The sequence below is a fragment of the Rheinheimera hassiensis genome (genome assembly GCF_022436675.1).
Lineage (GTDB): Bacteria > Pseudomonadota > Gammaproteobacteria > Enterobacterales > Alteromonadaceae > Alishewanella > Alishewanella hassiensis.
Map to the genome: position 1 here is coordinate 173,783 of NZ_JAKUJZ010000001.1, position 12,835 is coordinate 186,617.

Annotated in this window: 12 protein-coding genes; 4 read left to right on the top strand and 8 right to left on the bottom strand. The window is 46.8% G+C overall.

Features of this window, described 5'->3' with window-relative positions; genetic code table 11:
* Positions 1–9: 9 nt before the first annotated feature.
* From folA to rplU, 4 genes are all read right to left on the bottom strand, one after another.
* The gene (gene folA, locus MJX74_RS00730) at positions 10–498 is read right to left on the bottom strand and encodes a type 3 dihydrofolate reductase (protein ID WP_275692631.1); all 489 of its coding nucleotides are present in this window, start codon (positions 496–498) and stop codon (positions 10–12) included.
* A 9-nt stretch (positions 499–507) separates the two neighbouring features.
* Complete coding sequence (gene cgtA, locus MJX74_RS00735; RefSeq protein ID WP_240220004.1) at positions 508–1,665, bottom strand: Obg family GTPase CgtA; 1,158 nt, start codon at positions 1,663–1,665, stop codon at positions 508–510.
* A gap of 168 nt (positions 1,666–1,833) precedes the next feature.
* Positions 1,834–2,091, bottom strand: coding sequence for a 50S ribosomal protein L27 (gene rpmA, locus MJX74_RS00740; RefSeq protein ID WP_068233853.1), 258 nt, complete (start codon positions 2,089–2,091; stop codon positions 1,834–1,836).
* Between the two features lie 15 nt (positions 2,092–2,106).
* Positions 2,107–2,415 (bottom strand): 50S ribosomal protein L21, encoded by a 309-nt coding sequence (gene rplU, locus MJX74_RS00745; RefSeq protein ID WP_068233856.1) that lies wholly within the window; start codon positions 2,413–2,415, stop codon positions 2,107–2,109.
* Between the two features lie 210 nt (positions 2,416–2,625).
* Here rplU and ispB point away from each other — a divergent pair, with 210 nt between their 5' ends.
* A complete protein-coding gene (gene ispB / locus MJX74_RS00750; protein ID WP_240220006.1) occupies positions 2,626–3,597 on the top strand; it encodes an octaprenyl diphosphate synthase in 972 nt (323 codons plus the stop codon).
* Between the two features lie 56 nt (positions 3,598–3,653).
* Here ispB and mdh read toward each other — a convergent pair whose 3' ends face one another.
* Positions 3,654–4,592, bottom strand: a complete 939-nt coding sequence (mdh, locus tag MJX74_RS00755) for a malate dehydrogenase (RefSeq protein WP_240220009.1) — start codon at positions 4,590–4,592, stop codon at positions 3,654–3,656.
* A 187-nt stretch (positions 4,593–4,779) separates the two neighbouring features.
* On the opposite strand from mdh, the gene argR reads away from it, so the two are divergent.
* Positions 4,780–5,253: a transcriptional regulator ArgR gene (gene argR / locus MJX74_RS00760; RefSeq protein WP_240220010.1), complete on the top strand. Its 474-nt coding sequence runs from the start codon at positions 4,780–4,782 to the stop codon at positions 5,251–5,253.
* Here the strand turns inward: argR and MJX74_RS00765 are convergent, their stop codons facing one another.
* The gene (locus tag MJX74_RS00765) at positions 5,254–6,174 is read right to left on the bottom strand and encodes a Dyp-type peroxidase (protein ID WP_240220011.1); all 921 of its coding nucleotides are present in this window, start codon (positions 6,172–6,174) and stop codon (positions 5,254–5,256) included.
* A 706-nt stretch (positions 6,175–6,880) separates the two neighbouring features.
* Here MJX74_RS00765 and prsT point away from each other — a divergent pair.
* Positions 6,881–9,694: an XrtA/PEP-CTERM system TPR-repeat protein PrsT gene (prsT, locus tag MJX74_RS00770; RefSeq protein WP_240220012.1), complete on the top strand. Its 2,814-nt coding sequence runs from the start codon at positions 6,881–6,883 to the stop codon at positions 9,692–9,694.
* On the opposite strand, the gene MJX74_RS00775 is transcribed toward prsT, so the two are convergent.
* Positions 9,686–10,123, bottom strand: a complete 438-nt coding sequence (locus MJX74_RS00775) for a methylglyoxal synthase (RefSeq protein WP_240220013.1) — start codon at positions 10,121–10,123, stop codon at positions 9,686–9,688. The two genes, prsT and MJX74_RS00775, sit on opposite strands and share 9 nt — an antisense overlap.
* A gap of 184 nt (positions 10,124–10,307) precedes the next feature.
* Positions 10,308–11,789 carry a ketol-acid reductoisomerase gene (gene ilvC / locus MJX74_RS00780; RefSeq protein WP_240220014.1) on the bottom strand — a complete coding sequence of 494 codons (1,482 nt, stop codon included), beginning with the start codon at positions 11,787–11,789 and terminating at the stop codon, positions 10,308–10,310.
* A 157-nt stretch (positions 11,790–11,946) separates the two neighbouring features.
* On the opposite strand from ilvC, the gene ilvY reads away from it, so the two are divergent.
* Entirely contained in the window at positions 11,947–12,831 is an 885-nt protein-coding gene (gene ilvY / locus MJX74_RS00785) for an HTH-type transcriptional activator IlvY (RefSeq protein ID WP_068233880.1), read from the top strand.
* The last annotated feature ends 4 nt before the right edge of the window (positions 12,832–12,835 follow it).

Genomic DNA, 12,835 nt, shown 5'->3' on the forward strand with positions numbered 1-12,835 from the left:
AGCAGAAGCCTAATTGCGTATTAAGGTGATAAAACGGCAGTCGTACGGGTTGCTATCGTCAGCAGGCAGAAAATGTTGCTCGGCTAAAGTCCAGCTGCCAGCAGCGTGGTAATCAGGGAAGCATGCATCCCCCTCTGTTTCCAGAGTTATTTCAGTCAAATATAAGCGCTGAGCTAAGGGCAAACACTGGCGGTATATCTCCGCACCACCAATGACCATTACCTCAGGTTGGTCCTGCAACAGCTCAAAAGCTTGCGCTAAGCTGTTAACCCATTCTGCGCCACGATGATCTGTTACTGTTTGACGACTAACTACAATATTACGCCGCCCGGGCAGAACGCGGCCGATAGATTCAAAGGTTTTACGCCCCATCACAACCGGTTTACCCAGTGTCACTGCCTTAAAATGCTTTAAATCTGCCGGCAAATGCCAGGGCATCTGATTATCTTTGCCTATTACACGATTGGCAGCCATCGCTGCCACCATAGAGATGATCATGAGCTTACCTTAACGCTGATAAATAACCTCGACATCATAGTCGTCATCATCAAAATCATCATCGTCGTCGTCTTCATCAATAACTGGCTGAACATCTGTCGGGCTATCATCCCACTTAAAGCTAACCGGATCAGCCAGCAACTCAGCAGGTTTATCGACCGGCAGCAGCTCGATATAATTCAGAATATCGGCCGCCAGACGTTCAGTATTAGTACGGGCAGCTGCAGCAATTTTAAATACCGGCCCTTCCCAGCTCAGCGCAGTAGTAACACTGGCAATGATCTCATCAAGCTCGTCTTCCATAACCAGGTCAAGCTTATTGAATACTAACCAGCGTGGTTTACCCGCCAGCTTTTTGCTGTATTTAGCCAATTCATGCACGATGGTTACCGCATTTTCAGCAGGATCTGAACCATCCGCCGGTAGCACATCAACAACATGCAACAATAAACGGCAACGCTCTAAATGTTTTAAAAACTGAATACCTAAACCTGCACCTTCTGCTGCGCCTTCAATTAACCCGGGAATATCGGCAATAACAAAAGAACGGTGAGATTCAACCCGCACTACGCCAAGGTTAGGAACTAAGGTCGTAAAAGGATAATCAGCTACCTTGGGTTTGGCTGCTGACACCGCACGGATTAACGTCGATTTCCCTGCGTTGGGTAAACCCAGCAAACCTACATCAGCCAGTAACAACAACTCCAGCCGTAAATTACGAATTTCACCTGGTGTACCATTGGTTTTTTTCCGCGGAGCCCGGTTAGTACTGGTGGCGAAGCGCGCATTACCTAAACCATGCCAGCCACCTTTGGCTACACGTAAACGCTGACCATGCCGGGTTAAGTCACCCATTATCTCATCGGTATCCACATCTACCGTGCGGGTACCTACCGGTACCCGCAGCTCAAGATCAACACCACGTTTGCCGGTACAATTAACACTACCACCATTTTCACCACGCTCTGCGCGATGGAATTTTTCAAACTGGTAATCAACCAAAGTGTTCAGGTTTTCATCTGCCACCAGATACACATCGCCGCCATCGCCGCCGTCGCCGCCGTTGGGGCCACCCTTTGATATAAACTTTTCACGTAAAAAACTGATAATACCGTTGCCACCGTCGCCGGCTTCAACTCGAATTATCGCTTCATCTACAAACTTCATCGGGCGCGTCCTGATTAATCAGATTAGAACCAGTTAACAGCTAACTGGTGATAAGTATAACTTAGGTTAAGTACAAGTGTCCCGCTAACATCAACGTTACGCAGTCTGCTGCACCTTGTTTAATAAAAAACCCCGCACTTAGGCGGGGTTTTTCTGAAGCCTATCAGCTTATTCGCTGACGATGCTTACGAAATTGCGGTTGTACTCGCCTTTCACTTCAAACTTCACTTTACCTTCAGTTAAAGCGAATAAAGTGTGGTCTTTACCGATACCAACGTTAGTGCCAGGGTGGAATTTAGTACCACGCTGACGCACGATGATGCTACCAGCTAAAACTGTTTCGCCACCGAAGCGCTTAACACCTAAGCGTTTAGCTTCTGAATCGCGACCGTTACGAGTGCTACCTACACCTTTCTTACTTGCCATGTGTCGATACTCCTGTTACGCGCTGATGCTGGTAATTTTCACTTCAGTGAACCACTGGCGGTGGCCCATCTGTTTACGTGAATGCTTACGACGACGGAATTTAACGATTTTAAGCTTATCGCCACGGCCATGAGTGACCACTTCCGCTACTACTTTACCACCTTCAACTAAAGGTGCACCGATACTGATATCTTCGCCATTAGCGACCATCAACGGTGTAAATTCGATTGTTGCGCCGGTTTCTAAATCTAGTTTTTCTAGACGTAGAGTTTGACCTTCCGTCACACGGTGCTGTTTGCCACCACTTTGGAAAACCGCGTACATAGTTAACTCCGTACAAAGCACGCCATCGCTTGATTAAGGGGCGTGTTAATTCAATTCACAGGGCGCGAATTGTACGCAATTTCCCCTACCCCCGCAAGTAGTAATATAAAAAAGATCACTCTGTTCAGAAAAGGATCCGGTTTTGCTTTGGGACTGCCCGGCCAATAGTGTAGAATTAGCAGCATTCTATGGTTTAAGTAGTTGTTTTTCATGACGCTCGAACAGATCCAGCAGCTAACGTCTGCCGATATGGCTGACGTTAATCAACATATTTTTTCTCAGTTAAATTCAGATGTCGCCCTGATTAATCAACTAGGCATTTATATCGTCAATAGTGGTGGCAAACGCCTGCGCCCTTTATTAGCCGTATTGGCAGCAAAAGCGCTGGGCTATCGGGGCAATGCTCATGTTACGGTTGCGGCTATTATCGAATTTATTCACACCTCAACACTGCTACACGATGACGTGGTAGATGAATCTACTTTACGCCGGGGCAAACAAACTGCTAATGCAGTGTTTGGTAACCAAGCCAGCGTATTAGTTGGTGACTTCCTCTATAGCCGCTCGTTTCAGATGATGGTATCGCTGGACAACATGCGCATTATGCAAATTCTTGCTGACGCCACCAACGTGATAGCTGAAGGTGAAGTGCTGCAATTAATGAACGTAAATGACCCGGATACGACTGAGCAAAGCTATATGCAGGTTATTTACTGTAAAACAGCAAAGCTGTTTGAAGCCGCCACCCAGCTAGCCGCTATTATTGCTAACCAACCTGAAGCCATCGTGAACAGTATGAAGCTTTACGGTATGCACCTTGGCACTGCTTTCCAGCTGATTGACGATGTACTGGACTATCAGGCTGATGCCAGTGAGCTGGGGAAAAATATTGGCGACGATCTTGCTGAAGGCAAACCCACGTTGCCGTTAATCCATGCACTGAAACACGGCACTGCAGCCCAACAGACACTGATCCGTGAAGCTATAGTAGAAGGCAATGGCATGGCACATCTTGACGCTATTATGGCCGCGTTGCATGAAACGAAGGCCTTTGATTACACCCGTGACCTTGCAGAGCAAGAAGCAGAAAAAGCCCGTCAGGCATTGGCGATTTTACCGGAGTCAGAACATAAACAGGCATTACTGGCTTTAGCCAATATTGCCGTGTCCAGAACCCACTAAATTTTGCCAGGTATAAAAAAAGGCGCATCAGCGCCTTTTTTTATACTGTGGCTAACTTAGTTATTCTTTACAAACTCTTCGCCTAAGGTGATATCAGCTTTTAAAGTACCCAGCATGTCGTTCATAGCTTTTTGCTCATAGGCACTTAAAGTACCGATTGGCAGCAATGCTTCTACGCCATTTTTACCCAGCGTAATAGGTTGAGCAAAGAAGCGCGCATACTCGCCGTTACCTTCAACATAAGCATATTCCGATACTTTTTCGCCCTGTAAGCCCTTGATTAAGGAAATACAGAAACGCGCAGCAGCCTGACCCATTGATAACGTAGCAGATCCACCACCGGCTTTAGCTTCAACCACTTCGGTACCGGCGTTCTGGATACGGTGCGTTAATGATGCGACTTCGTCATCAGAGAAACTAACACCGGCAACCTGTGATAATAACGGCAGAATAGTAGTACCACTATGGCCACCGATTACCGGCACTGTTACTTCTGTTGGATTTTTACCTTTTAATTCACCGATAAAGGTTTCTGCCCGGATCACATCCAGCGTAGTAACACCGAACAAACGACGTGGATCGTAGGTACCGGCCTTTTTGAAAACGTCAGCAGCAATAGCAACAGTCGTATTTACCGGGTTAGTAATAATACCCACCAACGCTTTCGGACACTGTTGCACAATCGCTTCAGCTAAAGTTTTTACCACACCGGCATTAATGTTGAATAAATCTGAACGGTCCATACCTGGCTTGCGTGGCATACCGGCAGGGATCATCACAATGTCTGCACCAGCCAGTGCAGTGTGTAAGTCTTCTTTACCGTAGCCTGTTACTTTAACAGCGGTAGGGATATGGCTTAAATCAACCGCAACACCCGGGGTTACCGGCGCCAAATCATATAACGCTAAATCTGTGCCTGCAGGTAAGTCTAATTTAAGCAATAACGATAATGCCTGGCCAATACCACCGGCGGCACCTAATACGGCAACTTTCATAATTATCTCCCTAGATAACGGTTGAATGAAAACGCGCCAACAATACTGAAACCGCGTTGAAAATACAAATAGCTTAAGCCTAAAGTCTAAGCATTTTAGCGAATTTTAGTGTACTTTACTTCACAAAGTGAATGCGGCTACGAACTTTGCTAAGATAACGCCACGAAACAAGAGGTAAGAGTGTTATATGACCAGGCAAGCCAAACAGGAAGTGTTAATTCAGGCTTTTAAAGCGCTGTTGAAGATGGAAAAATTTGGTTCTCAAAGTGAAATTGTCGACGCCCTGAAAAATGAGGGCTTTGATAATATTAGCCAGTCAAAAGTATCACGTATGCTGAGCAAATATGGTGCTGTGCGCACCCGCAATGCTAAGCAGGAAATGGTATACACCCTGCCGCCCGAATTGGGCATGCCAACGACTAAAAGCCCATTACGCCAGTTAGTACTGGATATCGAACACAACGATGTCATGATCATTATCCGCACCAGCCCGGGCGCAGCGCAGCTTATAGCCCGTATGCTCGATTCTATTGGCAAGGCAGAAGGTGTGCTGGGTACTATTGCCGGTGACGACACCATCTTTATCGCGCCAAATAAGGTGCAGAATATTAATGAGATCCTGCAGACAGTAACGCAGCTATTTGAAGGCAAGCTGGCCTGATTATAGTTTGGCTGCCAGCTCAAGAAAACTTATAGACGGTACAAAAAACGCGGCACTAAAATCAATACGGCTGTAATTTAGTAGCTGATCATAGCCCTGTGTTTGCTCTGCCAGCCCTAACCTGCGTTTGAGTTGCTGCAGCAGAACGCCCGCATCTGCTGCATAGGTTAACTGCAACATCCCCTGCACCTTTGGTTGTGAAAAAGGCATGTTTTGCTGCAAAAAAATACCCTGCGCGGTATCTGGCTGCATCACTACATAATGGCTATCAGCGGTCTGCCTCCCTGGTAGAAAGGGTTTACCCGACACTTTATCCATCCCCATTATGTCTTCCTGTTGCGCAGTGTTCAGTTGCTGCCAACTGCTCAGATCAAAATTAAGACAATGTAAATACAAGTAACTGCCTCCGGCAAAGACCGGCTGCTGAAGATGGTCAACTAATGCCGCCACACGCTTGGTTTTTCCTTTTGGATTACACGGTGCATCAATGAAACCGGTAAGGCTGCGGCCGTCAAGATAACGAAACCCCTGAATATGATCCTGCAACTCAGCATGGCCCTGTAACAGCTGCAATACCTGTTGCGTAGCAATAAAATTAACGTCAAGACGGTCAGAGCGGATTTGAATCATTAAATCCAGTGGCACAGGTGCAAGATCAATATCCTCAGCAGGTAAATCAGGAAAAGGGCTAAGGCCCGCAGGTCTGGCATCCGGATACAACATATCCCAGTAGTTGCTACCAATAGCCACGACACTGGTTAACAATGCTTCAGAAAAATGCGCGGCCAAGCGATCAAATAGCTGTGGCAAACGGGCGAGCTTATGTCGTAACACCCGCTCGTGTCCCTCCAGCGCGTTAAAGAATAAATAGCCACCGTGCAGGTTTGCTTCAGTACAAATTCCCAGTTGCTCTCTGGCCATAACAATCCTTTTTTAACTACATGCCACAATAACCGCTTTCAGGCCGGTATTCTTGTGAGATATATCTCACAAAAGAGTAAGTTTAAACGCTATTTTACATAGAAAGCACAAAGATGAAGAAACTGCATCACTATGAAAGTAAAAGAAAAATCACAAAAAACAACACTTTTACAATAATATTACATAGTGCAAATTATAAAAAAGCCCTGCCGGATACTCACAATAAAGCGCATAATTTCTTCGTCAACGGATAAGCAGGCTGACAGGATGTCAGCGTTAAATGCACGAAGCAATACCTTGCTAGGATAGCACAGCGGTAGCGGACAGGACATGCTCAGGACGAGCACAGAATTTTCAGATTCTTCACCGGCGCTGAAAATAAAAACGGAAGAAAGCAGGAGCTCTCAGGATGAGAGTACATTATCAGGATGATAATGTTTATGGATGACAGGACCAGGCAAGACGCCTTTTGGACACTCCGGGATGGAGCCAGGGATGAAATGCTACGGATAGTATCGACACGGATGACGAAAAAGGACCTTAGGTGGCCGCGTAGTTTGCGGCCTACCTTCTTTACAGATACCGCAACAATATCTACCTGCCCCACACTCGTTTATCTCATCTTCAGTACAAAATCCAATGTAATATTATCTTACTCAGGCTACACTTGCCCTTGCTGTAATCTGTCAAAGGACCTGTATCTGATATGCCATTAAATGGACGTAGAACCTGCATTATATTGTTATGGTGTTTATCGTTAACGCCCGGGACATTGTTTGCCTCAGCAGAGGCTGATTATGAGAAAGCACTACAAGCCTTTCAGAAAGACGAGCAACAGGCCGCTTATATTCACCTGAAAAATGTCCTGCAACAAGCCCCCGACCATATCCCTGCCAAAGTGCTGATGGGAAAGATCCTGCTGCAAAAAGGTTATTTCAACGAGGCTATTGTCGAGTTTGAAGAATCCCTGCGTGAAGGCGCCGATATCGAGCTTATGTTAGCTGAACTGGCAAATAGCTATTTATTTACCGGCAAACATCAACAGGTTATTGCTTTGGGCCAGGACCATAAGCTATCTGCCGACAGTCAGTTTGACTGGCATTTATTTACCGCTGCGGCCTATCTTAATCTGAATGACACTGACAACGCGCGGCAGCATTTTCAATTGGCGGGAAAACTGCAGCCAGACTCTGTACGGCTGTTAAACAGCCAGGCTGCATTGCTGTTAAAAGAAAAAAGTTTAAAAGAAGCCGAATTACTGATAGAGCAAGCGTTGCAACAAAATAACGCTAACCCCCAGTCACTGCAGTTGAAGGCTGAGTTATTACAACTACAAGGACAGTTGCCCAAAGCGCAGCAGTACTATGAACAAGCGGTTCAGCTCAGCCCCCAGGATCCCTTACTTCGACGTGCTTTACTGCGCAACTATGTCAGCCAGTATAAAACGGAGCTGGCAGAAGCAACGCTGCAAATAATTTTACAGCAAACCCCGGATGACCCTTATGCCTTGCTATTATCAGCCTGGCTGTCATCATTAAAACAAAATCTGGTTGATGCCACAGCTGTCAGCACTCAGCTTAGCGAAAAATTGTGGCAACTGTCGAAAGAGCAAGTAGTTAACCAACCATCCCTGCTGTTTTCCCGCGCTTTGTTATCTTACGTCGACGGCAACTATGAGAAAGCCCGCAGTGATCTGGTTTCTTATAATCAGGCGGTGCCGGCAGATCTTAACGCCGTTGCTATCCTGACAGATGTTTATATCAGACAGGGCGATAACGGCGTAGCAATACAACTGTTGGAGCGCCATTTAGCACAGCTTAATAATATGCCGGAACTGGCACAGCGCCTGATAACACTTTATATAAGAACAAACCGGGCTTACAAAGCTGAGCAGCTGATAGCTAATTTACGCTTACAGTTCCCAGACAATATCGATTTTACACTGCTTCATGCTGCTGTATTAAAGCAAATAGCCCAGGATCAACAAGCCCGTGATTTAATCGCCGAGCAATCAGCACTGCATAGCGATAACCTGTTACTGCGTATAAACCATGCGTTGCTGGCTTTGGATAATAAAGATTATGCCCAGGCACTGACGCTGGCGGATCAACTGCTGTCGGAAGACGCCGATAATGTGCATTATCTGAATTTTAAAGCTGCGACACTGATCAAAAGTGGCCAGGCACAGCTAGCTATTCCTGTGCTGGAGCATATATTAACCTTGCAGCCAGCACATACGGCAGCGCAGTTTAATCTGGCAACGCTGGCTATTCACCAGCAGCAGTATCAACAGGCCATTGCATTGCTGGAACCTTTGGTACAGCTTTATCCACAGCATAAGCCAGCCAGTACCTTATTGGGCATGGCGTATTTCAGGGCTGAGCAGTTTGAAAAAGCTGAAACGGTGCTACTGAAAACCGTTGCCAGTAAACCCTATCCACCGGCAGACGAACTGCTGTTTGACCTGTACTTTCACCAAGGCCGTTACCAGCAGGCTCTGGTTGTGACAGAGCAAGCGCTTAAACGTTCTTTTATGGATGAAACACTGCTGTGGAAGAAAGCCCAACTATTGCTGTTATTAAAGCAACCTGACGAAAGCATAAAAGTACAGAACTTGCTGGTTGGCCTGATAACGGCAGATGCAGACAAGATGCTACGCCTGGCCCTGATGCAGCGTGAAAGCGCAGATCTTGCAGCATCCGGCCAGTCACTGCACAGTGCACTGCAACTTGCTCCGCAACATAAGCTATTACAGCTGGAACTGGTCAACCATTACCTTATTACTGAGCAGTACAACAAAGCAGAGCAACAGCTTAAACCGCTGGCAGCTAAGTTTCCATCTGATCCGAACATACTGATGTTACAAGGTGATATTGTCGCCGCTCAGCAGCAATACGAAGCTGCCAGAAAAATCTACTTAAATGCTATAGGGCACGACCCACAGTTCAGACTAGCCTGGGTTAAGCTGTACCAGCTGGCAAAATCTGGCTATGGCGCAAATGCCTTTACTGACGCAGCGTTAAAAACACTAAATACCAGCAAAGATCCAAGCTGGCTTCGAAGATTACTGGCAGAACATTATGTGAATCAGCAACTCACAGCAGAAGCTATTACTCAGTATGAAACGTTGCTGGCCAACGGCGACTTTACGGAAGACGCTTTGCTGCACAATAACCTGGCTAACCTGTATCTGGGCTCTGATACCGCAAAAGCCTTACAACATGCCGAAAAAACGCTGGCACTGGCACCTAAACAGGCATTCTCGTTAGATACCTACGGCTGGGTATTGGCGCAATCGGGTCAGTATCAGCAAGCGGTGGCAGTCTTGCGGCAGGCAAATGCACTGAATGCCACTGATCCGACTATTCGTTTTCATATAGCTTATACACTGGTAAAACTGCAGCGTCAGGCTGAAGCTATCGAGCTGCTGCGACAAGTGCTGGCAAATAGCAATGACTTTACCGAAAAGCAACAAGCGACACAGTTGCTAGAGCAGCTTGTTGCAGCCAACTCAGCCTGATACTTTATCCAGCCGTTGCTGATATACAGAGAAATCTGGCACCTCGCGCTGGTAATCTTGTTGATAAAGCGAAGAGTGCACAATAAAATCTGCTGTAGCCTGATTACAGGCTACAGGTATATTCCAGACCACAGCCAAACGTATCAGCGCTTTTACGTCAGGATCATGAGGTTGCGATGACAGTGGGTCCCAGAAAAATACCAGCCAGTCAATTTTCTGCTCAGCAATCATCGCACCAATCTGCTGATCGCCCCCCAAAGGCCCACTGGCTAAACACTGCACCGGTTGTTGCAACGCTTCAGCCACTAACTTGCCGGTAGTGCCGGTTGCTACCAGCTGTTTATCAGCAAAAAAATCTTTGTGCGTAGTCACCCAGCGCAGCAATGCCTGCTTTTTACCATCATGGGCGACCAGTGCTATGGTTTTCATATCTATCGTACTCCTTAATCTGCATTGCAACGCCCAGGGCGTGAGTGTGGTTAATATATCAGATAAAAAAAAAGCCCTGCATAGCAGGGCAAAACAACCAAGGTCCACGTATAACATCGTTATTGGTCAGGTAACACAGCAGCTTCTGGCGGCTTGTGTACCTTTAACCACATCATTCTTCCGGTTACTGATTCGACTCCACTATGCGCTTCATCGCTGTCATATAACCACGTAACTTTTTACCTACTGTTTCTACCGGGTGTTGACGGATAGCATCGTTTACCGCAATCAACTTCAGGTTATCCACGCCATTACTGCCGTTGATACCTTTACCGATATACTCGCTGCTTAAACCATTGACAGTGTCTTTTAACAACGGCACTGCGGCATGGGCAAACAGGTAGTTACCATATTCTGCTGTATCTGAAATCACTACGTTCATCTCATACAAACGCTTACGCGCTATGGTATTGGCAATTAACGGTGTTTCATGTAACGACTCATAGTACGCCGATTCAGCTACTATGCCGGCATCTACCATGGTTTCAAACGCCAGCTCTACGCCAGCTTTAACCATAGCGACTAACAATAAACCACGGTCAAAATAATCCTGCTCAGCAATTTTTTCATCTGACACCGGTGCTTGCTCAAAACCACTACTGCGAGTTTGTTCACGCCAGGTCAGCAGGTTTTTATCATCATTGGCCCAGTCCGCCATCATGGTGCGCGAAAACTCGCCGCTGATAATGTCGTCCATATGTTTTTCAAATAAGGGCCGTAGTGTGTGTTTTAGCTGCTCTGCTAAATCAAAGGCTTTGATTTTTGCCGGGTTACTTAAGCGATCCATCATGTTGGTAATACCACCATGTTTTAACGCTTCGGTTACCGTTTCCCAGCCGTACTGAATCAACTTGGCGGCATAACCTGCCTCCGCCCCATCGGCGACCATTTTATCGAATGCTAAAATAGCGCCGGTTTGTAACATGCCACACAGTATGGTTTGCTCGCCCATCAGGTCGGATTTCACTTCCGCCACGAAAGACGACTGCAGCACACCAGCCCGATCTCCCCCCGTTGCCGATGCGTATGCTTTGGCAATTTCCAAGCCTTGTCCTTTGGGATCATTTTCCGGGTGTACCGCGATTAATGTCGGTACCCCAAATCCTCTTTTATATTCTTCCCGCACTTCCGTCCCCGGGCATTTAGGTGCCACCATCACTACCGTGATATCAGGCCGGATTTGCTTGCCTTCCTCTACTATATTAAAACCGTGTGAGTAGGCTAAGGTTGCACCTTGCTTCATCAGCGGCATAATTGCATCTACTACACTGCTGTGTTGTTTATCCGGCGTCAGGTTTAATACCAAATCTGCCGTCGGAACTAACTCTTCGTATGTACCTACAACAAAACCGTTGCTGCTGGCCTTTTGAAACGATGCGCGTTTTTCTGCAATGGCCTCAGCACGCAATGCATAACTGATATTTAAACCTGAGTCACGCATATTCAGGCCCTGGTTTAACCCCTGAGCACCGCAACCTACAATAACAATCTTCCAGCCTTGTAGCAGTGCGCAGCCATTGGCAAACTCAGATTTATCCATAAAACGACATTGGCCTAACTGGCCCAACTGCTGACGTAAATTCAGCGTATTAAAATAATTTGTCATACTACATCTCGGAATTAGTGAAGTTTGCTCCGGCCAGTTTTGGCGAGCATAAGCACAGCACAGGCTCTGCTTTAATAAGCTCATCTTAGTCGCTGCATATAATTGCGTGAAGTGATATATTTACAACTCTGTATTTCACTTTATGGAATAGAAGCAGATGGATATTCGCAGCGCACAGCTATTTCAGCACCTGGCCAGCAGCCTGAACTTCAGTAAAACCAGTGAGCAACTGTATGTTAGCCCACCAACGCTGACCCGGGTGATACAACGTCTGGAGCAGGAGTTAAATACTGAGCTGTTCTATCGTGACAAACGCTCAGTAAAACTGACACCCGCCGGCCATCGCTTTCAGCAATTTGTCCGGTTATGGCTTGATGAATGGCATCAGCTACAAATTGATTTACAGCTGGCCAGCGCCGGGCTCAGTGGTGAGATCAGACTATTCTGCACTGTCACTGCCAGTTATAGCCATTTGCCCGCTATTCTGGACAGGTTCCGCCTTATGTGTCCCAAAGCAGAAATAAAACTGACTACCGGTGATGCATCAGCCGCAATCGAAAAAGTCCGTCTAGATGAAGCAGATATTGCCCTGGCTGCCCACCCCACAACCTTACCCGCTAATATGGCTTTTCGCAGTATCGCCAAGCTGCCGGTAATGATGATTGCACCGGTTATTCCCTGCAAAGTGAACGATCTGCTGCAAAAAAAACCTATTCCATGGCAGGATATACCGGTTATTCTGCCCGAGCATGGCCCTGCCCGCAGCCGTTTTGATCGCTGGTTGCACGATACCGGCATTAACCCGCCGGTAGTGGCTAAAGTAGATGGACATGAAGCGATGGTGTCCATGGTAGCCTTGGGCACCGGTATTGCTCTGGCAGCTGACGCAGTAGTGCTACATAGCCCGGTACGTGAGCGGGTTCGCAGCCTGGAGTTGGGGTATCAGTTTGAAGCTTTTGATTTAGGCGTGTGTATGCTGAGCAAACGTTTAAATGAACCGCTGATCCAGGCGTTCTGGCAAGTCGCTGTAGCAAAAAACTAGAAGC